Origin of the sequence: Anatilimnocola aquadivae, from assembly GCF_049819085.1 — a bacterium.
Lineage (GTDB): Bacteria > Planctomycetota > Planctomycetia > Pirellulales > Pirellulaceae > Anatilimnocola.
On record NZ_CP187419.1, the window covers coordinates 6,198,623 to 6,223,099 of the forward strand.

Genomic DNA, 24,477 nt, shown 5'->3' on the forward strand with positions numbered 1-24,477 from the left:
GCTAAGTGCTTAAACTTTGACAATGCGTGGGCAATTCACTTGCGGATTCGGGAAGTTCGGCAGACGATGCAACCTGAACTTCTTCTCGGCGCTCGCTTCTTTTGAGCTCTCGCCCCGAATACTTTAAATGGGGAGCCGAGCATGTCATCAGCCACTTCAGGCATTCATGCACACACGGGTTTGGTACGTATGGATGAGCTCGAAGCACCAGCCACCTGGGACGGCGGCGGCGGCGATTCGTTAGTGCTCAAGTTCGACAGCAAATCGCTGACCCCCGGACAGTTGGAGCAACTGGCTCTTTTTCGAGTCACCGGTCGCTCGGTGCTAATGCGATTCCCAGGCTGCGACGAACGAACGGCAATCATTGTGGGCTTTGGTGCCAAGGACAATGCGTTTTACCTGACCTGGGTCTAAACACTCGCAGAATCCGTGGTAGCGACGGGACGCAGTTTGATCCACCATTTTTTCGAAGATCATTCCGCAATTACCGACAAATGGTGATTGGTTGTCAACAAACTTGCCTACAATCACCACTTTCTTGCCAATGACATGTCTTGCAATTGGCCTCAATCGTGAAGCGGATTCTGCACTGGCTGCTTAGCGCGATTCTTTGTCAATCGCTGCGAGCGTTACAATCGCGTTCTTCGGCAGGCGGGCGTAAGCTAAACTTGAGGAATCGTTTCTCTCGTTGGGTGCCCGCGCATGTGCCGTCCTTTTATTCTCAGCTTGATTGCCCTGCTGCTGTCGGCATTCCTTTCGCCTGCCTGCGCACAGGATTGGCTGCAGTTCCGCGGCCCCAGCGGCAACGGGCACGCGACCGGCAAGAACCTGCCCGAACGCTGGGGCGGTTTCGAGCCGCCCATCTGGCAAACTAACATTCCCGGCAATGGCTGGTCGTCGCCCATCGTCATCGGCGATCGCATCTGGCTGACCAGTGCCGAGCAGACCGCTCTCAGTGCAAAAAAACGCGAGGCCAAACTCGCCGAGAATCCGATTCTGACTCCCGATTTTCAGACGCACGCCGCCGTCACTTTGCTGGCGATTGAAGTGGATCTGGCAACCGGCAAGATCCTCCGCAACATCGAACTGTTTACCATCGACGATCCCACGCCCATCCATGCGCAGAACTCGTATGCCTCGCCAACACCAGTCAGCGATGGCGAGCGTCTCTATTGCCACTTTGGTTCGCTGGGGACCGTGTGTCTCGATTTGAAGAGTGGCCAGGTACTGTGGAAGCAAGTGATCTCGGTCGACGACATCACCGGCCCCGGTGGCTCGCCGGTCCTCTACAAAAACTTGCTCATCGTCGCCTGCGACGGCACCGATCAGCAATTCGTCATCGCCCTCGATAAGCTCACCGGCAAACAGGTCTGGCGAACATCGCGCCCCGAGATTGCCTCCACCGATAAAAAGTTGAAGCGGTCCTTCAGTACGCCGCTGCTCATCACCCACGCTGGCCGCGAGCAACTCATCAGCGTCGGAGCGCAGTGGGTTTGTGCCTACGAACCAGCAACCGGCGCGGAGATCTGGCGTTGCAGCTTTGGTACGGGTTTTCATGCGGCGGTTCCTCGCCCTGTCTATCAAGACGGCATCGTTTATGTCTGCTCGGGTTTCATGAAGCCCGAACTATGGGCAATCAAGGTCGATGGCACGGGGGATGTCAGCAGCACGCATGTGGAGTGGACTGTCGATTCGCAAGTTCCGGAGCTTTCCTCGCCGCTCGTGGCCGGTGGCGAACTCTACTATGTCTCTTCCAAAGGTATCGCCGTTTGCATTGATGCCAAAACGGGTGACGAGCTTTGGAAGCATCGCCTGGGGGGCAACTTCGCCGCCAGCCCGATCCTCGCCGACGGCAAGCTCTACTTCGTCAGCCAGGAAGGCGTCACCTACGTCCTTCAGCCCGGCCGCAAGTTCGTAGAACTCGCCACCAACAGTCTGTTCGGCCAGGTGCAAGCCTCGCCCGCCATCGCCGGCGACGCGCTCCTCATCCGCACGCAGTCGCAGCTCTTCTGCATCCGTAAAGCGGCCGACTAGACCGCGGCAACTGCCGGTCCTTCTTTAACCATCTCCGCCCTTAACCGCTGCGAAGCGTCGCTGCTTGACCCATCAACACGCACCAATAGCTGATAACTTTTTGCGCACTTTTTTTCGATAACCGAATTTTCCTAACCATCAGTTCTCCAATGACTTGCTCCGTGACAACCCCATCATTCTGACGAACGTCTGAAAACCATTCGATAACCAGTTTTCGTGAACTGTTCACTGCCTCGTTAGCCTGCTCGTGATTCCAACAACGGAAATTTGCCTTCCATTAATCTTTATTCTCTCGCCGCGGTGCGGTCGACACGCTGACGGGTCACATCAAGCGGGCTTGCCCGCCCTTAACCGCTACGACGTACCCCCACCTCTTCCATCAACAACCACCAATATCTGATAACTTTTTGCGCACTTATTTTTGATAATTCAATTTACCTAACCATCCATTTCCCAACGACTTGCTCTGCCACAACCCCATCATTCTGACGAACGTCTGAAAACCATTTGATAACCACTTTTCGCGACCTGCTCACTGCATCGCCGGCCTGTTCATAATTCCCGTAGCGGCAAATAAGCCTCCGATATTTAACAAAAACAAAGCAAGTGAAAAATCACCGCAAAACAACTTGGCAACTATCAATTACATATTGTCGGTGAAACTTCGTCAATACGATTTCGCTCGAAGTGTGCAGGGGGGGCTTGCCTTGGTAGCCGAAGCCAACGGCCCGCTGCATCGGCCTATTGATTCCGTGGATCGACGAGGGCCATCAGGACCGAAAAGAAGAGGTAGAAAGCCGGCAGCAGAAGGACGCCGGTCAGGATGCAAAGTGTCCCGATGAGCTTACCCGAAATGCCGTTGACGTAGGTCGTCTTCGACAGGGGAATGCCCCGTTTCGAGAAGCCGGTGATTCCGATCACCACAAACAGGATCGCACAGACCAGCAGGATGATGAGCAGCGGCATGCATTCACTGGGCGAAAAGTGATGACTGATGGGCAGGACGGGTGATTCTAGCCCTCGTAGGAATGGGTGGGAAGTCGCTCCCTGGCAAGACGGCAACCGGGGCTCTCCTCATGCCAATGATGACGGGGAACCCGTAACCGGCGCGTAAAAAGATTGACATGCGCAGGCGAACGTCGATAGATTAGAGTGTGGAACAGAGGTCGGGGGAGAACACCGCAGGCTTGGCAACCACAAAGTCATTCGATCAGGTCAGTGGACCGGACGGCTGGTTGCAGCAGTGGCGGAACTTGTCGAGCTTATCTATTTCGACAACTAAGTATCCCCGACCCCGCAATGTATTTCGCAGCTAGATTTTGGCCGTCGACCATTTGTTGGCGGGCAAGCGGGTCAGACACAGGGCGTTCGCTCTACTCGGAGAGGACTTGCCGATGGCAAGAAGTGCTGGAGTTTGGGGCATCGACATTGGTCGCTGTGCCCTTAAAGCGTTGCGTTGCCGGTTGGACGGCGACGTCGTCGTTGCCGATGGCTTCGACTATATCGAATATCCCAAGCTGCTTACCCAGGCCGATGCCGACGCGGTGCAGTTGGTCAAAGAAGCCTTGCAGCAATTCCTGTCGCGCAACAACTTGCGCGGCGACAAGGTGGCGATTGGCGTCGCCGGCGAATCGGGCTTGGCGCGTTACTTCAAGCCACCGCCGGTCGATGTGAAGAAAATCGCCGACATCGTCAAGTACGAAGCCCGGCAACAGATCCCGTTCGCGCTCGAAGACGTGATCTGGGATTATCAGCGGATGCCCGGTGGTCAGGAAGTCGATGGCTTCGCGCTCGAGTCCGAAGTCGGCCTATTCGCCATGAAGCGCGAGCAAGTGGCCAAGGCGCTCAAGCCCTTCCAAGAAGCTGAGATTGAAGTCGACATCATTCAGCTCGCGCCGATTGCGATCTACAACTGGTTCGCGCACGACATGGCCCCGGCCGCTAAGAGCGACGCTCCGTACGATTCAGAGAATCCACCTCCGTCGTCGGTTGTCCTTTCGATCGGTACCGAAACGACCGACCTGGTCGTCACCAATGGCTATCGCTTGTGGCAGCGCAACATTCCGCTCGGTGGCAATCACTTCACCAAGCAACTCTCGAAAGACTTGAAGCTGACGTTTGCCAAGGCCGAGCACCTAAAGCGAAACCCGCGGCAGGCAGAAGACCCGAAGGCGATCTTTCAGGCCATGCGGCCGGTCTTCGGCGACATGGTGACGGAAGTTCAGCGCTCGATTGGCTTCTTCCACAGCCTGGATCGTAAAGCCAAGATCACGAACATCGTGATGCTCGGCAACACGGTCAAACTGCCTGGCTTGTCGCAGTACATGGGCAAGCACCTGGGTTACGAGCTGACCGAAATCGACGCTTTCCGCCGTTTGACCGGTGCGTCGGTCGTGACTTCGCCCTCGTTCAAAGACAACTTGCTCGCGTTCGGCGGTGCCTACGGTCTGTGCGTGCAGGCTCTCGAAAAGAGCAAGCTCAAGACCAACCTGCTGCCGCGCGAACTGCTGCTGCAGCGGATCATCAAGGCCAAAAAGCCTTGGGCCGTCGCGGGCGTCGCAGCCATCGTGCTTGCCTGTGCGCTCAACTTTATCTTCCACTACATGACGTGGGAAAAAGTACACGATGAGCACTTAGGCGCGAACAACACCAAGTGGTCGGCCGCGGTTAGTACGGCTTCCGGCATCAACCAGGTCAGTGCTCAGTACCAATCAGAGTTCGAGGCCCGCAAAACCAAGCTCGCCCAACTGAGCGGCATCAGCGATGAAGTGGTCGGTGCAGCTGACCGCCGCGTGATGTGGCTGGAAGTGATGAAGTCGATTAACGAGTCACTGCCGGAAATGTCTCCCAGGGGCAAGATTCCCGTTGGACAAATTCCGGATCACAGACAGTTGCCGTTCGTGCAGCGGCGCGATCTCAAGATTGAGTATCTCGAGACACAGTATTTTCCCGACTTGGCGGTCTGGTTTACCGAAACCGTCAAGCGGCGTTACATCGAACAAAACGATTTGCACCTGAAGGCCCCCACCGACCCGGCAGCGATTGCCGCGGCGGCCGCTGGTCAACCTGCGCCCCCGCCGGTAGCCGCAGCACCAGCAAACTTTGGCGTCGATGGTGGTGGCGGTATGGAAGGGATGGGCGGCTCGATGATGTCTGGCACTTCTAGTGCCACCGATATCTCATCGATTCAAATCGAAACTCCCAAGGGTCCAGGCTGGGTTGTGGAGATCAAGGGTTACCACTTCTACAACGACCCCACGAAGCCCGCCGAAGGCGGTTCTGCTCACGTGCGCAAGACGTTGCTGAAGTCGATCGAAAACGGCGTCGTCGATCTGCCCCGGGGTCCGGGCGGCGCGACCGACCGGTTCACGTTCAAGGAACTGGGCATTGGCTATGCAATCTTGGCACTCGATATTCCCATCAATCGCCAATTCCGGCTCGAGAATCCCAACTACGCGGGTACCGGCATCAACGGTGGCGGGGCCAGCGGATTTGAAGGAACAGGGCCAGGTGGTCTCGGCGTCGCTGGTGCTGTTGAAGATCCGAACAATCCTCAATTCTTTGTTGTGCCCAAGTGCGAATTTGTCGTGCAGTTCTGCTGGCAAGAAAAGCCACTCAACAAGCGATACGAAGAGCGGACGGCCAAGCTGAAGGCCGCCGCTGATGCTGCGTTGAACGGCACAGCACCTCCGGGCACAGCCGTGCCGGGTGCAGTTGTTCCAGGGACCGTTCCTGCCCCAGCCGTGCCAAGTCCAGTGCCCACAGCACCTGTTCCGGCCAATCCGCCAATGAATCCGGCGGTTCCTGCTGATCCGCAGAATCCAGGCGTCGTTAATCCAGGTGTCAATCCTGGCGTTGCTCCCGCACCGATGAATCCAGGTGTTGCACCTGCAGCACCCGGTGCACCGGTCGTCCCCGTACCGAATCCCGCAGTTCCAGCTCCTGCGAGTCCGATGGTTCCACCAGCTGGCCCGGCCGCGGCACCGATGCCCGTGCCGGCACCTCCGCCCGCGTGAGTGTGCGGGCCAGTGCGTTGGTTTGAGATTCGTGGGGCCGTTGAGATTTTGAGGGAGAGTGAATCATGGATCAAGCGAAAGAACTTTGGGGCAAAATTCAGCCTCACGTATTTTGGATCATGTGCACTGGCATTTTGGTCCTCAGCTTGGCGAGCTGGTACATGTCGACCGGCACGCTCGAAGAGCAACGCCAAGCAAACCAGGCCAAGATCGATGGTGTGTACAGTGGCTTGAACACGCTGCAAACGAAAGCCGCCAAGCATCCGAATCAGGCATCGAACGCCGAAGTGGATGCACAGACGATCAAGTTCGCCCAGGAAGTTGCGAATGGCTGGGATCAGCAATACCGGAAGCAAGAGTCGGTGCTCGTTTGGCCCGCGACGTTCGACCAGGACTTTCAAGATGCGGTGAAGCCACTGCGGCCGATCGAACAATTGGAAGTGGCTACCCAGCCCCATCTGACGATTCGCGACGCGCTCCGCCGCCGGTATCGCGACTTCATCGAAGACGAATTGCCCAAGCTGGCCACGACCATCGGTTCGACGTGGAACGCCAAGCGCGAGGGCACGTTGGGCGAAGGCATGGGACAGCCCCAGCCAGCCATGATGATGCGGCCCGATGGCACTCCAGGCACTGCCGTGGTTGACAAGTCGCTGGTGCTGTGGGATCCGGCCAATCAACAAGAAATTCTGACCACGCACTTTGCCTTGGCTGCCAAAGCTGACGAACCAAGCACGCTTGACGTGCTGTATGCCCAGGAAGACTTGTGGGTGCTGCAGAACTTGATGGAGATCATCAAGCGGGCCAACGACAAAGCCACCGCTCGTTACGATGCCGCCGTGAAGCAGATCGAATTCGTCCGCATTGGCAAATCTGCCCTGGGTAACGCTGGCCAGGTGATGATCGTTGGCGCGGGTGCCATGCCGGGTGCTGGCGCACCGGGCGCTGGTGGCTTCAGCGAAGGGATGGGCAACATGCCGGGCGCGATGCCCGCCGGTGAAGGAATGCCAGGAGGGGAGGCCACCGCTGCCACGGGCCCCGTTTCGCCCACGACCAATCCCCTATTCAATCAACTCGATCCGGCCAACTGGCGTTATGTCGATTCCAACAATGTGCCGCTGGCTGGCTTCCAATTGCGTGAAGCTTTGAAGGCCACGGCGGCCAGCGATCAGGCCAATTCGCTGCTGGCGGTTGCTAAGCGGATGCCGGTTCGGATTCGGCTGGAGATCGATCAGCGCCGCATGAACAGCATTCTGACTGAGTTTGGCAACGCTCAGTTACCAGTCGAAATTCGTCAGGTCCGCATCAATCGCGACCCCGCAGCGCCCGGCTCTGTCGAGACCTTTTTTGCGGCCGGCACGGGTGGCCCTGGTGGTGGTGGCGGCATGATGCCGGGCGGCAACTTTGGCGGTGGCATGAGTAGCGGCATGGGCGGATTCCGCGGTGAAGGTGGCTATGGTGGTCCAGGGGGGCTCAGTGGCCTCACCCGCGACGCGACCCTTGACAATAACCTGATCAAAATCGAGTTGTACGGCATCGTTTACTTGTACAACCCTGTGAATCGCGCCATCCTGGGCCTGGATATTGCCGGTGCCCCTACGGCGATGACGACTCCTTCAGTTACCACTACCGGCGGCTAGTAGAAAATTGCGTTTGCAACTCCCCCGCGGGCGTAGGAAGATTGATTCGGCAAGACCAAAACTGCGACTGGGCTAAGTCAGCAGTCAGAAGTATGGAGCAAGTGAGATGAAGGCACCCAAGATCAGTTTAGACTCGGCCAAGATACAGCAGATGCTGCTATTGCACGTCGAAAAGATCGTGCTGGGCATCGTCTTGCTGGCAGTGATTTGGTTTGTCTATCAAGGCGCGTCATTGACAAGCCTGGACAATGCCAAAACGCCAGACGACCTGATTCAAAAGAGCAATTCGGTAACGACGCAGATCAACGACCCAGGTCACACGCCTCTGATTGTCGAAGAGATCAAGCCGATCGTAACTAAGCCGATTACGACACTGGTCAAGCAAGGTCAGGAAGCCAACGACCCGGTCGGCTATCGCCTGCGCAATGCCTGGAAGACTCCCGACTACCCGAAGGCGATCGCTCGCAACGATCCACGCATTTTCGCGCCGGAACATCTCAAAGTGGTAGCGCTGCATGGGCCAATCGCTCTGCTGTCTCAAACCGGCGTGAATGGTATTCCGGAAGTCGATCCGATCATCGGTTCGTCGGGTGGCATCCCAGGCATGGAAGGCCCTGGCGGCCCCGGTGGTCCTGCGCCCGCGGTTCGCCAGCCCACCCGTCCCGGTCGTGCACCCGGCGGTCCAGGACCCGGTCCTGGCCCCAGCGGAGAAGGCCGTCAGCCGCGTAACAAACGTGGTGGTGGCGCGGCCATGCTAGAGCAAGAGATGATGGGAATGCAGGAAGGAATGCCAGCGGGGTTTGGCCCCGGTGGTGAAGGCATGGGCATGCCCGGCGTCCGCACTTTACCTCCCGAAGCTCAGGTTGGCTTTCATCCCAGTGGCGAAGTGAGCCGCCGGGAAGCGGCCGCTGTGGTGGTGATGGCTGCAGTGCCGCTGCAGAAGCAACTCGAAGAATACGAAGCAGCCTTCAAGGAGGCTCTCGACTATGACCCGATGCGCGATCTGCCTCGTTACATCCTCTATACGGTTGAGCGGGCGGATGTCACCGATAATCCGGCTCAAGACCCAGCCACTGCCCGCTGGGAAGAGCTGAGATTCGGCAAGGCCATCACCGACATGAACACTTGGGCTCCTTCGCCGGCCGAAGTCGTCGATCCCAACTCGTTGGGCGACCCGATGCGGATGACGCATCGCGTGCCTCCCTTCATGCAGCGGGAGATTTACGAAGCACTGCTTCATCCGGATATTCCCAAGGCTCAGATTCCCGCAGCGGGAATGGGGCCCGGTATGGAAGGCCCCGGCGGCGTCGATGGCAACGGGATGCCGATTCCCCGTGCGATCACCGAAGATGATCTCACCGGCGGCGGTACAGGTCTGCCGGGTGCAGGAGCGGGGATGATGGGCGAAGGACGTATGCCTTACGGCAACCCTGGCATGATGCAGCCCGGCATGATGCAGCCCGGCATGATGCAACCGGGAATGATGCAGCCTGGTGGTTTCGGCGAGGGAATGCCCGGTGGCGGTTCGCCCGGCATGGTCTTGGCCAAGTACAAACTGCTGCGATTCACCGATACAACCGTGCAACCACTTCGTAAGTACCGCTACCGCGTGAAGCTGTTGGTCGAAGATCCCAACAATCCTTGGGCCGAGATTGCCCCTCCCGCTTGGGAGCCCACCCGGTCGCAGCCTTTCCATAAGCCGCCGGTCCAGTCGCTTAATCCTAACGTCTTCACTCGCGTGAAGTCGGTTGAAGGTGGCCGACGTGCCTACGTGCGAGAATCAGAGTACAGCGAACCGAGCGAGATCGTCGAACTGCCAGAAGTCGTCCACTACTTCGCCGGCAAGGCGATTCCTGCGGCGGGTGCACCGGTGAAGAAAGACACTCCGCCGGTGACGACCACTCAGCCCGCAGCGACGATCCTCACGGTGGACTTCGACAAAGAGAAGGCCGTGGATGTGGCCGCCGAGAAGGACGTCTTCCGCGGCACGCTGCTGAACTTCGAGAAGGAAGTGGATGTCGTGCATCCTTCGAAGCTGAGCATCCATCCGATTGGCAAATACACATTTCGCACGGGCTCCATCGTGGTCGACTTCACCGGCGGGAGCGAGATCCCCGTCGTGGACAAGCGGTCCGAAAAGATTCAGGAGCCCAGCGAAATCCTGGTATTCGATGGATCCGGCAATTTGAAGATGCTCGACGAAACCGACGACATCGAAGGGTTCCGTCGCTATCTGCCACCTGCGCCGGAAGCGCCGCCGACCAATACCCCGGGGGGCTTCTCGCCCGACGGAGCGCCGGTTCCGGGCGATGGCTTATTGGATGGACCAGGACCAAGGCAACCGAGAAATCGCCGCGGTGCCGGTGCCCAGCCCTAACCGGGCAAGTTACTTTGCCTGATAGACAATTGGATCGGCTTGGCCATTCTCGGCAAAGCCTTTCTGACGCAGCAAACACGAATCGCACTCGCCGCACGCGTCTCCCTGCGGCGAGGGATCGTAGCAACTGCGCGTCAAACTGTAATCGACTCCCAGTGACAAGCCGCGAGCAATGATCTCGCCTTTGGTCAGATGCAGCAAGGGAGCGTGAATCTTCATTCGCTCCGTTCCTTCCACGCCCGCTTTCGTCGCCAGATTCGCGAGCGTTTGGAACGCCGCGATATACTCCGGTCGACAATCGGGGTAGCCGCTATAGTCGAGTGCATTCACGCCGATGAAGATATCGGTCGCTTGCAGAGTCTCGGCATAGGCCAGCGCGAATGAGAGAAAAATCGTGTTCCGCGCGGGAACATAGGTGACTGGTATCCCCTCGCCGATGTCGCTCACGTGCGCCGACTTCGGCACCGCCAGATCGCTAGTGAGGGCGCTGCCGGCGAACTGTCGCAGGTCGATATCGACGACCGCAGTCTGGCGCACCTTCAGCGATTCCGCGATCACGCGGGCGGCATCCAATTCAATCGCGTGCCGCTGACCATATCGAAAGCTGAGGCACGCCGGCTCAAAGCCTTGCTCAATGGCAATTGCCAGCACAGTCGCGGAATCGAGCCCACCGCTGAGGAGTACAACGCATGGTCGCTTGGTTACAGACATTGCCGATCTTCCTGAAATTCTTGTTCCCTGGCCATCATCAATCGTCGCAGAACATCTGCCGGACGCAATCGGCGTAGTGATCTAAAATGACCGGCCGCCGCAGGGTGAATTTTGGTGTCAGTTCTTCGCGCTCGGCTGAGAATGGCTCGGTCAAAAGCCGGACATGGCGGATCTGCTCATGGTCGGCACAATCCACCAATTTTGCCGCCAAATGAACCAACATTCTCTCATGCGCTGCCGGAGTGTTGAATTGCGAGAGATCTTCGTTGCGATCTCCGCCGAACCAGGTTGCTTGACGCGGAACAATGAGTGCGCCAAGTGCGTTTTGGCCCTCGCCGACGACGATGATCTGTTCAATGATTGGATCGTGGGCGAACCGTTCTTCGAGTTGGGCCGGCCACACCTTCTTGCCAGTCGACAGAGCAATGAATTCCTTCTTTCTCCCTAGCAGAAGCAAATAGCCATCGTCATCCAGACGGGCCAGATCGCCAGTATGCAGCCAACCGTTGTCTAGCACTTCGCGGGTCGACGCTTCATCTTGCCAATAGCCGGCCATCACTTGCGGGCCGCGTATGAACAGTTCGCCGTCCGCGGCAATCTTCGCCTCGCTGGCAATCACCCGGCCAACCGAATTCTCGCGACTGGCCACTGGTGACGACAGCGAAACCACAGGCGACGCCTCCGTAAGGCCGTAGCCTTCCCACACGGGAGTTTGCTGGGCGGCAAAGTAGGCGTGCAAGTCACTTGTCAGGCTTGCTCCGCCGCAAATAAAGCCTCGCACCTGGCCGCCGAGTAGTTTGCGAATGGCAAAAGGATCGTCTGGCCCAAACTTGGCGGTCGCTCCCTGCTGCAATCGCAACAGCAGCAGCGGCACTACCACCAGCAACGTCGGCTGCACGTGTTGCGCATCGGCAACGAGCGATTCGCGATTACGGCCGATTCCCAATCGCGTGTTTCCCGCCAGCGAAACATACAGGTCACTCATGCGTCCGTACGCATGGCTGAACGGCAACGTATTCAGGCGACATTCGTTGGGCTGCAAGCCAAAACGGTCTACAATCGCCAGCGCGTTCGCCGCGAGATTTCCCTGGGTGAGCATCACCCCCTTGGGCTCGCCGCTGGTGCCTGACGTGTAGACGATGCTCGCCAGAGTGTTCGGTGTGACGGTTGCCAACGTGCGTTGCCAGTGAGCTTGCCCCGTCGCAACGCTCGCCTGGCCGATCATCGCCGACCACTCGCTAACGGAAACAATCCTGAGCGGCGACGCGTCGGACGGGAGATGAGCCGCGAGCTTCTGGTGCAGTTCTGCACTACCCACGATCAGCAGACGGCTACTACTGTGTCGCAGTTGCCAGGCAAGTTGTGGTCCGCTGAGCGATGTATGCAGCGGCACCAGCACCGCCCCGAGCATGCCTACCGCGAAGTCGGCGACGACCCACTCCAGGCTATTCGTGGCCGCGATCGCCACTCGATCACCGGCTTCAATTCCCGCCTTCGTCAAAGCGGCCGCGCCTTGGCAGGCCAGTTCGATGACTCGTCGCCAAGGCATTTCGCAGAAGTTGCCCTGCTCGGAGGCGACAAGCAGCCCACCTCTTTGTGCCTTCTCGCCCGCGACTCGCGCGAGCAATTCCGCCACCGTACCAACGCCAGACGTCATTCGTTTGCCAACAATCCAAGGAAAATAGGGCCGCCCGGACTTGAACCGGGAACCAACAAATTATGAGTTTGCTGCTCTAACCGATTGAGCTACAGCCCCGTAAGTGAGTTGCCATTCTAAGCAACGGCGGTCATTCCGAAAACCGCGTCTGGATCCGCGCATGTCATAAATGCCCAGTGATTTGCAAGTTGGCCAGCGAAATCCCTGCCGGATTGCAAATGCTTGCCTCGCATTTCCCACTCCTCTACAACAGTGGTGACACCCGCCGAATATCCGCACGCTTCGCCAAGTATCGCCTACCTCTCACCGCTTGGAGATCGCCATGAAACGGCTTCTGCTCGTCCTTGCTGCTCTGCTAGTTGCGCCGACTTTGGTTCTCGCCGATTGGCCAGCCTGGCGCGGCCCCACCGGTCAAGGCTTCAGCAACGACAAAGACATTCCGCTCACTTGGAGCGAAACTGAGAACGTCAAATGGAAGATCGAGCTCGCGCATCAAGGGAATTCGACCCCCGTAGTCTGGCGCGACAAGATCTTTCTCACGCAGGCCGATAAAGACGGCAAGACTCGCAGCTTGCTCTGCTTCGATCGTGCCAAGGGAGAAAAGCTGTGGCAAAAGGATGTTGCTTATCAAGAGAAGGAACTCAACTGGAACCCCAATTGGTACTGCAACGCGTCGCCCATGACCGACGGCGAGCGAGTCGTCGTCAGTTTGGGTTCCGCCGGCGTCTATTGCTACGACTTCGCCGGCAACGAGATTTGGAAGCGGACCGACCTCGGCACCTGGGAACATAAGTTCGGCAACTCATCGTCCCCAGTCATCTATCAGGACCTGGTTTTTCAGTGGTGCGGACCGAATGAAAAGGGGCGCAACTTCCTGCTCGCGATGAACAAAAAGACCGGCGAAACAGTCTGGGAAGTCGATGAGAAGAATGGTTCGTGGGGAACGCCAGTAATCGCCCAGGTCGACGGCCAAGATCAACTCCTCCTTTCGACCGTGCCTCACCTCAAGGGGATTGAACCCCAATCGGGCAAGGAACTCTGGTTCTGCGAAGGGCTCGATAAGTACGTCTATACTTCACCGCTGTCGGCCAATGGCTTTGCCGTTGCGATGTCTGGCTACACGGGAGCAGCCTTCGGTGTCAAGCTTGGCGGTTCGGGCGATATCACGGCTGATCGCCTTTGGCGTCATCCGGTCAATGTGCAACGCGTCGGCTCGGGCATGCTGATTGACGATCACGTTTACATTGTCGAAGAGAACACGGTTCCCCACTGTTACCACATCAAGACCGGCGAAGAAGTCTGGCAGGCCGGCAAGCGGATCGGGGGAACCACCTGGGGCTCGATGGTCCATGCCGATGGCAAGCTCTATGTCATGCTGCGAAATAGCTCGACCGTGGTGCTCGCTGCCAGCCCCAAGTTCGAAGTGCTGGCTACCAACACGCTCGGCAAGGAAGATACCAATTCCTCACCGGCCATCTCGAACGGCGAGATCTTTCTCCGCACCTTCAAGCACCTCTACTGCATCGCCAAACCGAAGTAGTCTTTCGTGGGATACCCATTTCCACGAAGAGTTATGCCAACACATCCTGGACCACGTGCCCATGCACGTCGGTCAAGCGGCGGTTCGCACCATTGTGACGAACCGTTAGCTGCTCGTGATCGATGCCGAGCAGGTGAAGCACGGTCGCGTGAAAGTCATAATTCGTGGTGATCTTGTCGATCGCCTTCCAGGACCATTCATCGGTCGAGCCAACAGCCACGCCCGGTTTGACGCCAGCACCGGCCATCCAGCCCACAGAGGCACCGCCATTGTGATCGCGGCCGTCACTCCCCTGCGAGAATGGCATGCGGCCGAACTCCGTGTTCCACAGAAGCAGGGTATCTTCGAACAAGCCTCGCGCTTTCAAGTCGGCGAGCAAGGCTGCCGTGGGACCATCGGTGGCGGCGGCCATCGGTGGCAGTTCTTTGATGATGCTGCCGTGGTTATCCCAGTTGCCGGTGGGGCCATTCGCGCCACTCCACACCTGCACCATGCGCACGCCGCGCTCGATCATCCGTCGCGCGATCAAGCAGCGTTTGCCAAAATCAGCGGAAGCGGGATTGTCGAGTCCGTAGGCCTTGTGCGTCTCGGCCGACTCCTGGCTGAGATCAAACACCTCGGGCGCACTCAATTGCAACTTGGCAGCCAACTCGTACGAGCGAATGCGCGCTTCCAGCCTGGGATCTTGATCGCTCGCGGTCAGATGTTCGCGGTTAAGATCGGCGAGCAAGATCAAGCCGTCGCGTTCCGCCTCGGGAGTAATGAACCTGGCACTCGGCGGAGCATGTAGCCCGTGCAATGGTTCCGCCGCGCTGGCGTTGATGACGGTCCCCTGGTGCGTGACCGAGAGAAAGCCACTCGCAAAGTTGCCTCGCTGGTTGTAAGGCAAGCCCCGCGCATCGGGAAGCACGACGAAGGTCGGCAGATTGTCGGTCAGGCTGCCGAGACCATAACTGACCCACGATCCAAACGAGGGAAAGCCCGGCAGCAAGAAGCCGGTGTTCATCAAATAGCTCGCTGGCCCGTGTACATTGGTGCGCGAAGTCATCGCGAGCAGCACCGCGATTTCGTCCACGTGTTTTGCGGTCTGCGGCAGTTGCTCGCTTACCCAGCGACCACACTGGCCGTGTTGCTGAAACTTGAAGGGCGAGCCTAATACATTCCCGGGAGCGCTCGTCGCTGCTTCGACACGCAAATCGTTGCCGGGATCAAATTTTTGCCCATGCAGCTTTTGCAATTGAGGCTTGTAGTCGAACAGGTCCATCTGGCTCGCGCCGCCGTTCATGAACAGCTGAATCACGCGTTTGGCTTTGGCCCGATGATGCAGCCCACCGTTCAGTTCCGGACTCGGAGCAGCAGCGAGCAGCCTCTCGTGCCCGAGCAATTGGCAGAGCGCGAGGGAGCCCAGGCCGCAGCCGATGTTTGATAATAGATCGCGTCGAGTATTCATTGGACTTCAGCTCACTCGATAAACACAAACTCATTGGCGTTGAATAGCAGTCGGCAGAAATTGGCCAGACCATAGATGTCGACATAGCTGGTGAACTTCCGCAACTCTTGCTCGGATGGTCTGCGAGCCAGTGTCAATTGCAGGGCGAGCGTGACCCGAGCGACAGAGGTCGGCGCGTCCCGCTCGAGCCTCGCGGCAAAATGTTCTGCTTGCCGTAGCATGAAGGCATCGTTCCAGAGGGCGAGCGATTGCTGCACCGTCACGCTATTAGCGCGTGTGGGCATGATCTGGTCGCCGGCGGGGCAATCGAGAGCTTCCATGAAGGGATCGGGAAGCGTACGAAACAGAAAGCGATAGATGCTGCGGCGGCTCCCGCTCGCACGATCCAAATCGACCAGGCTGTAGTCGATGATCGGCGTCACATGGCGGCCGGGTTTGAGATCGAACTGCCGATCGCTGGGGCCACCCATCCGAGCATCCAAACGCTGCGAGGCGGTCAACACCGCGTCACGAATGCATTCCGCATCGAGCCGCGACCGTTGCATTCGCCACAGCCATTGATTGTCGGCATCTCGCGAGGCAGCGTGGTCGTTGCGAGCAATCAGATGCTCGCCCACGAGCATCTGCGCGGCCTGCGACGACTGTTGATAAGTGCCGCTGGTCAGCAGTAGCCGATGAAGCTTCTTCAGCGATTGATCGGAATCGCGAAACTCGACTGCGAGCCAATCGAGCAACTCAGGATGTGTAGGGAGAGCACCCATCCGGCCAAAGTCATTCGGCGTGTTCACAATGCCGCGACCAAAGTGATAGTGCCAAACGCGATTCACTAGCGATCGCCAAGTGAGCGGATTCTCGCGTTCCGTAAGCCAAGTCGCCAATGCAGCGCGCCGAGCACTTTCGTGAGCTGAGACGGGCAATTCGAACTTCGGCGAAAGTGGCAAGCAGCGGAGCGCGCCGGGCTGTATCTCTTCTCGAGGCTGAGTGATTTCGCCGCGATGCAGCAGATGAATGGGGCGCGGGCCCGCTGGAGGCTTCAAGTTGCCATCCGGCGCGAAGTCGCTGGCCGCCGCATAGATCAGGCTGGGCTTGGGCAATCGTTCCAGCGCTTTTGCAACTTGTTCGCGCTGTTGATGCAAGGCAATCGTCAATCGTTGTGCCACGCTGCGTTTAGCCGGATCGATCGCCATGATGGCTGTAATCTCAGCAGGGAGCGGGTTAATTCGCAGCGGATTCTTTGCGTCGGTGAGCGAAATACGAGGCCGCCCAATCAAGTGTCCGCCGCCGTGCAGTTGCTTCAGCATCACCGTCAGCGTTTGATCGGGTGCAAGTTTCAGCGGTTCTTTGAACTCAAAAACTGCTTCGTGCGACTTGCCCACTTGGGGATAGATGCCCCAGGCAGTCGTTGGATTGCCATCAATGGCCCGAGCCACTCCCCAACCCTCTTGATCGAAATCGGCCACGGCCCGTGCAATGGGCTGGGCCACCTTGCTATCGCCGATGAAGACTTCAATCTCCGAAAGGTGCAAGTTGCCATTGTCTTGCCTGCCGGGTCCCTGGTGCGGCAACGAGGCATCGATCAGCACTTCCACACGCACCGCGGTCACTTCGCGCAAGGGCGAAGAACTGGTGAACGTGTAGGTGTCTTTCTCGGGGCGACTGCCGGCAGCGAGGAACGAGCTGTCATCTTGTTTGGTCAGCACGGAACCGTCGGATGTAAGCACGGTCGCTGCCGAAAGCACCTGCCAGGCGACTGGCTTCTCACCTTGTTCGCGTTCCCACTGGGCGACCGCCTGTTGCCCTGCCGCACCGAGCAGTTCCACGCGAGTTGCATCGTCGAGCTTGCTGAGTTGCTTCTCTCGTGCCAACAGGGCAACCCGCTGCTGTGCAATCGCCGGATCCGGATCCCAAGTCCGATTCGCCCGCTCGACACCGGAGAACACGGCCTGCAGCGCGTAATAGTCAGCCTGCGGAATGGGATCGAACTTGTGATCGTGACAACGAGCGCACTGCACCGTGAGGCTTGAAACATTGTTGAGGACAGTCGCGAGCATATCGTCGCGGTCCAGGTAGCGGGCAATTTGCCGGTCGAGTGTATCTTCGCGAATATCGCGTAGCGAACTCTCATCCCACGGCCCTGCGGCGAGAAATCCGAGCGCTACCGTCGCCTGTGGATCCTGCGGATAGAGTGCATCGCCGGCCACCTGCTCGCGCACGAACTGCCCGTAGGGTTTGTCGCGATTGAGCGCGGTGATCAAGTAGTCGCGATAGGGCCAGGCATGCTCGCGAATGCGATCTTGATCGTTGCCGTGTGTCTCGGCAAAGTGAGCCATATCGAGCCAATGCCGAGCCCAGCGCTCGCCGTACTGCGGCGAAGCAAGTAGTTCGTCGACCAGTCTTTCGTAGGCATCTGGTGCCGGATCGTCGATGAATGAATCAATAGCTGCCGGTGAAGGTGGCAAGCCAATCAGGTCGAAGTAGAGCCGGCGAATGAGCACGCGGCGATCGGCCGGTGGCGCTGGATTCAGTGATTGCTCGGCGAGTTTCGCGAGGACGAAGCGATCGACCGGATGATCGGCGGCCGCAACAGCGGGAACGGGCACGTGGCGCAAAGGCTGCAGCGACCACCAGGCGAGCTTGTCTTCGACTTTGACCGAAGCCGCCGCCGGCCATTCGGCCCCTTGATCGATCCAGGCTCGCAAAATTCCAATCTGCTCCGGCGTAAGCTTTTTGCCTTTCGAGGGCATTTGCATGCCGTCGACCAAGCCGGCAACGAACTGAATGAGCGGACTATCGGCGCTTTTACTGGGAACAATGTTGGGGGCGAAGTTCGCTCCCTTGGTGAGCGCCACTTCGCGCGAGTCGAGTCGATAGTCTCCTTCTTGCAGCAGCGGTCCGTGGCACTTCAAGCACGCCGCCGCCAAGATCGGCTGCACGTCTTTGACGAAGTCGATCTTGCGAGTTGCCGCCGGTGGCAACTCTTCGGCATTTACCGATGCGCACGCAGCAACGAGAGCCAACAGGCAACAGCAGAGCATTCGGATTGCGATCAGAAAGCGTGAAAGCAACAAAGATCCCCTTCCCAGGACATTGCAGCGGCGGACCGCCGGAGGCTACAGCGGACTTGCATTTTAGCCCTGGCACATCTGCGCCGCGCTGCGGAAATGCCGAAAATTTCAAGCTGGTAATGCGATTATCCCAACTGCTTGCCATTCGTGGCGCCCAGCGGACTTGATAGAATCTGCCACTACCTTCATTGGCCCGAGGAGTTTCGTCGCGTGCATCTGTTTTTCGTCGCCCAAGCTACCCTGCCGGCAGCCAACACCGCGACACCATCCCTGCCCGGCTTTCTCGGCACCCGTGGATCGTTGATGCTCGATGTGGTCTTCCTGGCCATGTTTCTCGTCGTCCCCGTGCTGCTGACGAGTGTGTACCTGGTGAAGTATCGCCAGCTTTATAAGTTGCACAAGCAGATCCAACTCGTGCTGGGCACGGTACTGTTGCTCGCCGTTGGTGCCTTCGAGATCGACATGCGTTTCTTCACCGACTGGGAAGCGCTCGCCGCGCCATCTCCTTTTTTTGATGCAGCCAACAAGTGGACTTGTCCGGTCGGCCTGAGCCTCATCATTCACTTGTCGTTTGCCATCCCGACGCTCGTGCTGTGGATCGTGGTGATCGTTCGCGCGCTACGAAACTTCCCGTGCCCACCGCTTCCCGGCCCGCATTCGGCCTGGCATCGTCGCTGGGGAATGATCGCGACTGCGGGCATGATCCTCACCGCTGTGACGGGTTGGATCTTTTACTACCTGGCCTTCGTTGCCACCAGGTAGACCGCGGGTTCAATCTTGCCGGCGATCTTTGCGACCGGATGAAGCAGCCACTGCCGCGACAATCACGATCAAGCCAACAACAAGCAGCAGGGCAATCGCCCCAACGGCAAAGAGTCCAAATGACATAACAGGCGTCGCTTGCATGATGGTTCGTTAGTAAAATGCGGACCCGTGGAAGTGATCCTGCGGTAGCTTGAACGCGTAACGGTCTACAGTCTAACACCCCTGATTCGCTCACTTGTATGAAATATTGGCTGCTGAAGACCGAACCGGAATCGTTCTCCATTCAGGATCTGGCGAACTCGCCGAACAAAACCACGTTCTGGAGCGGCGTGCGAAACTACCAAGCCCGCAACTATATGCGGGACGAGATGAAGGTCGGCGATCGCGTCTTGTTCTATCACAGCAATGCCAACCCGCCCGCGATCGCGGGCACCGCGAAGATCGTCAAGGAAGGCTACGGCGATCACACGGCGCTCGACAAGGACGATCATCACCACGACCCCAAAAGCACCGCCGACAAACCCATCTGGTACATGGTCGATATTCAACTCGATCGCATCTTTGCTCAGCCCCTGGGGCTAGATCATCTGCGCACGGTGAAGTCGCTCGCCAAGATGGAACTGCTGCGCAAAGGCTCGCGACTCTCCGTCCAGCCTGTGACGGCCGATGAATTCAAAGAAGTGCTGAAGCAAGCGGGCGTGAAGTAAGCATTGGCCACCGAGCCGGTGATTGGTTCACTACGGGATCCTGCGCTCCTCACTCCGTTTGATCAATCGCAAGTTGAGGGGAAAGCCATCTCTGGGTTCGTCGTAGACGGGCAAAGGCATTACTCTAACTTTGCTCCAACTCTTCCGACGTATTCGCCGTTCCAGGCGAGCACTGATGACAAGTCCGCCGTAGTGCGTCTTAAAGATTTCGGTATTCGGAATATTGCTCCGCAAGATGTGCCATTTGCTCATCGGGTCGTAAATGACCTCTCCGCACGCATCGCACTTGCGGCAGTAGGACTTCAGACCCCCACGCATCCAAACCAGCTGCTTGGCAAAAATCGTTTGTCGTCCGGGCACGACGGAATTATCGGGCAACAGCAGTTTTCCAAAGATAATTGCCTGATCAATCTCGGGCGAGAACGCTTCTCGAAATGCGTCGTTGATGTGTTCGATCCCTAGTCGCCTTGTAAAGCTATAGGGTTGCTTTGGTCCGTGCGCTGCAACCATCAACTTTGAGATTCGCGACTTCTTCGATGAGTGGCCGCAGTCTTGACGTTGCTGCAACTGTCTCTGAAGCCAATTTGGTTCCTCGCGCCACGGCACGTCAGTCATCGGCCAAACAAGATAGAACTCGCTCGTCGACGTCTTCGGCATCGCTCACCCCATCAGATCCAACTCGCCACCGGCCGCGCCCGTCGGATCTTTCGCCACGTGCGGAACCAAGTTCGCAGTCTCAGGATCAACGTTCTGTTGGGGATTCACTTCCCACAGCCTGCGGCCATCGGCGTCGCGATCGCTGGCTCCCGTATCTTCCTGCGTCTCGCCAATGCCGGCTGCTTTTTCTGTCATCTCAACGCCGCTATCGGCACGACTCTTGTCAGCCGACGCCGTTTGCGTTTTCTCGGTGTCGCTCGTTCGTTGTGTGGCCGAACTAGCGGCGAAACTACCGACGGATCCTAGTGAACCAATGCTCATTTCGGCCCCTCCCTGCTTATGGGTGTAGCAGAAAACCTAAGCTTTCAGCGAATCGCAAACAAGACGAACCTGAGGCGCTCCCATGAACTCTACTTCGCAAAACCAGGCGGAAGTACCGGACGCCAACCCACCCCACGCAGCTCCGTTTTGGTCGGTCTGGCGGACCGACGACAACGGCAATGTCTTCCTCGTCCGCGAGCACCTGCCCAAAGCCGAAGCCCAACGAGTCGCCGACGAGTTCGAAAGCCACGGCCACAAGCAGCTGTATTGGCTCCAGGAGGAAAAATAGCCTTGCGGCCATTTGGAGGTTTAGTGAGGTTGGTGGGACTTTGCGGGTGCGATACATTATGGCGATATCCAGAATGTTCCTCTTCTGTTGAGAGTTTCGCCGCATGCCGCGCCCTGCAATCGCCCGCCCCGCAAACACTCGAATGTCCGTTCGGAAACTCTCGTTCGAAACGCTCGATGCTCGCCAGATGATGGCTGCCGATGTCGTGCTCGATTGGAACGAGCATGCCTTGCAAGCCTTCCGGACCGCTAGCACGCCGCCGCCGGTTGCCTCGCGTGCCCTGGCCATTCTGCATGTGGCCGTCTACGACGCGGTGAACTCCCTTGAGAAGACCCACAGACCTTACGCCGTGCAGCTGACCGCGCCGCCAACAGCCTCGCGCGAAGCAGCGGTCGCCGCTGCTGCCCACGAAGTGCTCGTCGCGTTGTTCCCCGCTCAAGCGGCTACGTTCAATGCTCACCTGGTCACCTCACTCGCTGCTGTGCCCGACGGGGCCAACGAGACCGCTGGTGTCTCGCTCGGCACCAATGTCGCCCAGCAAATTCTCGCTCTGCGTTCCACCGATGGAGCCTCCGTCGCCGCGACCGTGCCGTACACCCCGGGCACCGATCCCGGCGACTGGAATCCTACGCCCGCCGCCAATGCCCCTGCTCTCTTTCCTGGTTGGGGTGCCGTAACTCCGTTCTCACTCACCACCGGCAACCAATTCACCCCCAACGGCATCCCCGAACTCACCTCCGCTCAATACGCAGCCGACTTCGAGCAGGTGAAAGCCATCGGCTCGGTAAATAGTGCGACGCGCACTCCCGACCAAACCGACATCGCTCTCTTCTGGGCCGATGGTGCAGGAACCTCAACACCGCCGGGCCATATCAACTCACTCGCAGCCATCGTGGCGACTTCTCAGAGTAATACGCTCGCCGAAAATGCTCGCCTGTTCGCCACGCTCAACGTCGCCCTCGCCGATGCCGCCATTCAATGTTGGAACGTGAAGTTCGCCGACAACTTCTGGCGACCCATCACGGGCATTCGAGCGGCCGATACCGATGGCAACGCCGCAACCACTGCTGACCCCACCTGGACGCCGCTCATCGCGACCCCACCCTTCCCCAGTTACACCTCGGGGCACTCGACATTCTCGGGCGCGGGCGCTGCAGTCTTGAAAGCCTTCTTCGGCACCGACAACATCGCCTTCACACTCCCCTCCGAAAATCCGCTCGTCGCCGATCGTTCCTTCACCAGCTTTTCACAAGCCGCCGGCGAGGCCGCCGTCAGCAGACTCTATGGCGGCATTCACTGGCGGTTCGACAACGAAGACGGCCTGACCGCGGGCAAGAGCATCGGCGAATGGGTCAGCCGACGATTCTTCACGGCCATTCCTCTGCCTGGCGAAGTAACGCTCGTCGATGGCACGCTCTCCGTCACTGGCACCGAGAAAGCAGACGTCATCCTCCTGCAGAAGATTGGCAACTCGCTCTACGTTTGGATGACCGGTCGCCAGGCTGGCAAGTTCAACGCCAGCAGCGTGCAGACCGTCACGGTCGACGCTCGCGGCGGTAACGACTACGTCTCGCTGGCCTTGCTCGCAATTCCGTCGACCATCGATGGCGGGGCGGGTAGCGATATCCTCATCGGCGGTTCGCGCCGCGATGTGATCAGCGGTGGCACCGGTGCCGACTTCTTGTACGGCATGGCTGGCAACGACCATCTCGATGGCAACGCCGGCGACGATTGGCTCTTCGGCGGACCCGGCACCGATACTTTCGGCGCGAATCTGGGCAAAGATCGCCGCTACCAGTAACCGCCTGGTTGGCAGCGCGAGGCTGAGCTAACTATCGCTAAATCACTTTCGCACAGCGGTGTCTGGCAAGTGTTTGTTCACAAACGGAACCCCTGCCAATACTCGAAATCACTGTATTTCCCGAGGACTTCGCCAATTCTGTCCTCGCTGACCGGCCGGTTTGTGAACGCCCCTCGCTTGGGTGGCGGCCAACTTGCGCCGATTCCCGACCCGCAATCGCTCACGATCTGCGCAAACGATCACACCGAACAACGATCTGAATTCCACCAAGTTTCCAAAGACGTTTTCCCGAATCATCGCTGTAATGCCCAGGATTTATTCCATTGACTGACCGTCGATCTGATAACCAGTTTTGATAACTTTTTGCGTCACTTTTTCGCGATAACAAATCATCCGAACTGCAACTCGCCACTCACCTTAGGCAACAAAAATCAGGAATTCTGGACAACAAGTGATAACCGTTTGATAACCACTTTTTCAGCGACTCGCCCCCTCTATTTCGGTACTGCTTGGTTAACCGCGCCGCTTGCCGTCGCTGAACTGCCAGTTCGATAGTTCTGCAGTTCACCCGCGCAAGCGCGTGGGATAACCCATACGGAAACCCGTTGAGCGATACGACTACTACCTGCGCAACACTGACCTTCGTACGAAGCGTTTGCCTCGTCCGTGGACGCATCTGAAATCTGCTCGATGCGTGATTCTTTGTCAAATGACAAAATCAATTCAAGCGATCGCTCCACGCGGTACCTACGGCGGATCGGGTTGTGGCGGGCCCGCTTCACCCCAACCGTCCTCCCAGGCTTTCAACCCTTCCCAAATTTTGGGTCGAAGTTTGCGATCGGCCTGCTCTACGGGCCAGAAGACGATCGCGGCCTGCTCTTCGGCAAGCCGATAGCGTCGCCAGCCGCACAGTGGCGTTCCAGAAATGTAGCCAATCTGCCACACCTCACCGCCGGGGATCACCACCGAGCAATACGCAGCGAGATACACCAACGGCACGATTGTGCAGAGCACGATCACAAATATCGGCGAGCGCTTTACCATGGGTCACTCGGGCGGTGGGTCTGCGTATTTTTTTCGCTGGCGTATTTCTGCTGCTGCTTCAATCGATTCGTGGCGCCAATGAATTAGCCATTTGTCGATGCATTTGCAGTCAGAATACCAAAGACATGGATTGACGAGATGGTCAGACCAATCACCCCATTGCTGCTCCTGGCAAGAAGGGCAAAACCAGTGAAGCTTCCTACTGCCGCCTCCCCAATCAATCACCTCGCCCTCAATAACACCGACCTGTGATTCAACGCAGCGTGTAGATACAGGAAATCGAACACTTTGGATTCCTAGGCGTCGCACCAGCGAGACCTCGTCCAGGCCTATTCCTAGCTCCTCGCCGGAACGGTACGCCACGAAATGACGGACCAATTTACAAATCATTAGCTAGCCCGCC

General features: G+C 58.2%; 18 protein-coding genes and 1 tRNA gene. 11 read left to right on the forward strand and 8 right to left on the reverse strand.

The window, feature by feature from the left end; genetic code table 11:
* Positions 1 to 141: 141 nt before the first annotated feature.
* Entirely contained in the window at positions 142 to 414 is a 273-nt protein-coding gene (locus tag NA78x_RS24360) for a hypothetical protein (RefSeq protein WP_425614989.1), read from the forward strand.
* A 288-nt stretch (positions 415 to 702) separates the two neighbouring features.
* Entirely contained in the window at positions 703 to 2,034 is a 1,332-nt protein-coding gene (locus NA78x_RS24365) for a PQQ-binding-like beta-propeller repeat protein (protein ID WP_425614990.1), read from the forward strand.
* A gap of 741 nt (positions 2,035 to 2,775) precedes the next feature.
* Here NA78x_RS24365 and NA78x_RS24370 read toward each other — a convergent pair.
* Positions 2,776 to 3,000, reverse strand: a complete 225-nt coding sequence (locus NA78x_RS24370; protein ID WP_425614991.1) for a hypothetical protein — start codon at positions 2,998 to 3,000, stop codon at positions 2,776 to 2,778.
* Positions 3,001 to 3,428: 428 nt separating this feature from the next.
* On the opposite strand from NA78x_RS24370, the gene pilM reads away from it, so the two are divergent.
* The 3 genes from pilM (at position 3,429) to NA78x_RS24385 (ending at position 10,067) form a co-directional block, all read left to right on the forward strand.
* A complete protein-coding gene (gene pilM / locus NA78x_RS24375; protein WP_425614992.1) occupies positions 3,429 to 6,050 on the forward strand; it encodes a pilus assembly protein PilM in 2,622 nt (873 codons plus the stop codon).
* Between the two features lie 65 nt (positions 6,051 to 6,115).
* Complete coding sequence (locus tag NA78x_RS24380; protein ID WP_425614993.1) at positions 6,116 to 7,690, forward strand: hypothetical protein; 1,575 nt, start codon at positions 6,116 to 6,118, stop codon at positions 7,688 to 7,690.
* Positions 7,691 to 7,796: 106 nt separating this feature from the next.
* Complete coding sequence (locus NA78x_RS24385; RefSeq protein WP_425614994.1) at positions 7,797 to 10,067, forward strand: hypothetical protein; 2,271 nt, start codon at positions 7,797 to 7,799, stop codon at positions 10,065 to 10,067.
* Positions 10,068 to 10,076: 9 nt separating this feature from the next.
* On the opposite strand, the gene queC is transcribed toward NA78x_RS24385, so the two are convergent.
* The 3 genes from queC to NA78x_RS24400 all read right to left on the reverse strand — a co-directional run bounded on the left by queC (position 10,077) and on the right by NA78x_RS24400 (position 12,534).
* The gene (queC, locus tag NA78x_RS24390) at positions 10,077 to 10,778 is read right to left on the reverse strand and encodes a 7-cyano-7-deazaguanine synthase QueC (protein WP_425614995.1); all 702 of its coding nucleotides are present in this window, start codon (positions 10,776 to 10,778) and stop codon (positions 10,077 to 10,079) included.
* 37 nt (positions 10,779 to 10,815) lie between these two features.
* The gene (locus NA78x_RS24395) at positions 10,816 to 12,435 is read right to left on the reverse strand and encodes an AMP-dependent synthetase/ligase (RefSeq protein ID WP_425614996.1); all 1,620 of its coding nucleotides are present in this window, start codon (positions 12,433 to 12,435) and stop codon (positions 10,816 to 10,818) included.
* Positions 12,436 to 12,460: 25 nt separating this feature from the next.
* Positions 12,461 to 12,534 (reverse strand) — tRNA-Ile (locus NA78x_RS24400).
* A 223-nt stretch (positions 12,535 to 12,757) separates the two neighbouring features.
* On the opposite strand from NA78x_RS24400, the gene NA78x_RS24405 reads away from it, so the two are divergent.
* Complete coding sequence (locus tag NA78x_RS24405; RefSeq protein ID WP_425614997.1) at positions 12,758 to 13,975, forward strand: PQQ-binding-like beta-propeller repeat protein; 1,218 nt, start codon at positions 12,758 to 12,760, stop codon at positions 13,973 to 13,975.
* Positions 13,976 to 14,006: 31 nt separating this feature from the next.
* On the opposite strand, the gene NA78x_RS24410 is transcribed toward NA78x_RS24405, so the two are convergent.
* Together NA78x_RS24410 and NA78x_RS24415 are read right to left on the reverse strand one after the other, a co-directional pair.
* Positions 14,007 to 15,425, reverse strand: coding sequence for a DUF1501 domain-containing protein (locus tag NA78x_RS24410; RefSeq protein WP_425614998.1), 1,419 nt, complete (start codon positions 15,423 to 15,425; stop codon positions 14,007 to 14,009).
* A gap of 11 nt (positions 15,426 to 15,436) precedes the next feature.
* On the reverse strand, positions 15,437 to 18,460 hold the full coding sequence (locus NA78x_RS24415) for a PSD1 and planctomycete cytochrome C domain-containing protein (RefSeq protein WP_425614999.1): 3,024 nt from the start codon (positions 18,458 to 18,460) through the stop codon (positions 15,437 to 15,439).
* A 240-nt stretch (positions 18,461 to 18,700) separates the two neighbouring features.
* Between NA78x_RS24415 and NA78x_RS24420 the strand changes: the two genes are divergently transcribed.
* From NA78x_RS24420 to NA78x_RS24430, 3 genes are all read left to right on the forward strand, one after another.
* Positions 18,701 to 19,252, forward strand: coding sequence for a DUF420 domain-containing protein (locus tag NA78x_RS24420; protein WP_425615000.1), 552 nt, complete (start codon positions 18,701 to 18,703; stop codon positions 19,250 to 19,252).
* Between the two features lie 242 nt (positions 19,253 to 19,494).
* A complete protein-coding gene (locus tag NA78x_RS24425) occupies positions 19,495 to 19,962 on the forward strand; it encodes an EVE domain-containing protein (RefSeq protein WP_425615001.1) in 468 nt (155 codons plus the stop codon).
* Between the two features lie 3 nt (positions 19,963 to 19,965).
* A complete protein-coding gene (locus tag NA78x_RS24430) occupies positions 19,966 to 20,424 on the forward strand; it encodes a hypothetical protein (RefSeq protein WP_425615002.1) in 459 nt (152 codons plus the stop codon).
* A 198-nt stretch (positions 20,425 to 20,622) separates the two neighbouring features.
* Here the strand turns inward: NA78x_RS24430 and NA78x_RS24435 are convergent, their stop codons facing one another.
* Complete coding sequence (locus NA78x_RS24435) at positions 20,623 to 20,940, reverse strand: hypothetical protein (protein WP_425615003.1); 318 nt, start codon at positions 20,938 to 20,940, stop codon at positions 20,623 to 20,625.
* An 82-nt stretch (positions 20,941 to 21,022) separates the two neighbouring features.
* Here NA78x_RS24435 and NA78x_RS24440 point away from each other — a divergent pair, with 82 nt between their 5' ends.
* Both NA78x_RS24440 and NA78x_RS24445 read left to right on the forward strand, forming a co-directional pair.
* The gene (locus NA78x_RS24440; protein WP_425615004.1) at positions 21,023 to 21,229 is read left to right on the forward strand and encodes a hypothetical protein; all 207 of its coding nucleotides are present in this window, start codon (positions 21,023 to 21,025) and stop codon (positions 21,227 to 21,229) included.
* Between the two features lie 142 nt (positions 21,230 to 21,371).
* Positions 21,372 to 23,030 carry a phosphatase PAP2 family protein gene (locus NA78x_RS24445; protein ID WP_425615005.1) on the forward strand — a complete coding sequence of 553 codons (1,659 nt, stop codon included), beginning with the start codon at positions 21,372 to 21,374 and terminating at the stop codon, positions 23,028 to 23,030.
* A 747-nt stretch (positions 23,031 to 23,777) separates the two neighbouring features.
* On the opposite strand, the gene NA78x_RS24450 is transcribed toward NA78x_RS24445, so the two are convergent.
* Entirely contained in the window at positions 23,778 to 24,074 is a 297-nt protein-coding gene (locus NA78x_RS24450) for a hypothetical protein (RefSeq protein ID WP_425615006.1), read from the reverse strand.
* Positions 24,075 to 24,477 lie beyond the last annotated feature (403 nt).

Bases quoted from the DNA above. Each gene is read 5' to 3' on its own strand.
- NA78x_RS24445 (WP_425615005.1), top strand. From the start codon at position 21,372: ATGTCCGTTCGGAAACTCTCGTTCGAAACGCTCGATGCTCGCCAGATG.
- NA78x_RS24370 (WP_425614991.1), bottom strand. From the start codon at position 3,000: ATGCCGCTGCTCATCATCCTGCTGGTCTGTGCGATCCTGTTTGTGGTG.
- queC (WP_425614995.1), bottom strand. From the start codon at position 10,778: ATGTCTGTAACCAAGCGACCATGCGTTGTACTCCTCAGCGGTGGGCTC.
- NA78x_RS24380 (WP_425614993.1), top strand. From the start codon at position 6,116: ATGGATCAAGCGAAAGAACTTTGGGGCAAAATTCAGCCTCACGTATTT.
- NA78x_RS24360 (WP_425614989.1), top strand. From the start codon at position 142: ATGTCATCAGCCACTTCAGGCATTCATGCACACACGGGTTTGGTACGT.
- NA78x_RS24435 (WP_425615003.1), bottom strand. From the start codon at position 20,940: ATGAGCATTGGTTCACTAGGATCCGTCGGTAGTTTCGCCGCTAGTTCG.
- NA78x_RS24415 (WP_425614999.1), bottom strand. From the start codon at position 18,460: ATGCTCTGCTGTTGCCTGTTGGCTCTCGTTGCTGCGTGCGCATCGGTA.
- NA78x_RS24440 (WP_425615004.1), top strand. From the start codon at position 21,023: ATGAACTCTACTTCGCAAAACCAGGCGGAAGTACCGGACGCCAACCCA.
- NA78x_RS24425 (WP_425615001.1), top strand. From the start codon at position 19,495: ATGAAATATTGGCTGCTGAAGACCGAACCGGAATCGTTCTCCATTCAG.
- NA78x_RS24365 (WP_425614990.1), top strand. From the start codon at position 703: ATGTGCCGTCCTTTTATTCTCAGCTTGATTGCCCTGCTGCTGTCGGCA.
- NA78x_RS24450 (WP_425615006.1), bottom strand. From the start codon at position 24,074: ATGGTAAAGCGCTCGCCGATATTTGTGATCGTGCTCTGCACAATCGTG.
- NA78x_RS24385 (WP_425614994.1), top strand. From the start codon at position 7,797: ATGAAGGCACCCAAGATCAGTTTAGACTCGGCCAAGATACAGCAGATG.
- pilM (WP_425614992.1), top strand. From the start codon at position 3,429: ATGGCAAGAAGTGCTGGAGTTTGGGGCATCGACATTGGTCGCTGTGCC.
- NA78x_RS24410 (WP_425614998.1), bottom strand. From the start codon at position 15,425: ATGAATACTCGACGCGATCTATTATCAAACATCGGCTGCGGCCTGGGC.
- NA78x_RS24405 (WP_425614997.1), top strand. From the start codon at position 12,758: ATGAAACGGCTTCTGCTCGTCCTTGCTGCTCTGCTAGTTGCGCCGACT.
- NA78x_RS24395 (WP_425614996.1), bottom strand. From the start codon at position 12,435: ATGACGTCTGGCGTTGGTACGGTGGCGGAATTGCTCGCGCGAGTCGCG.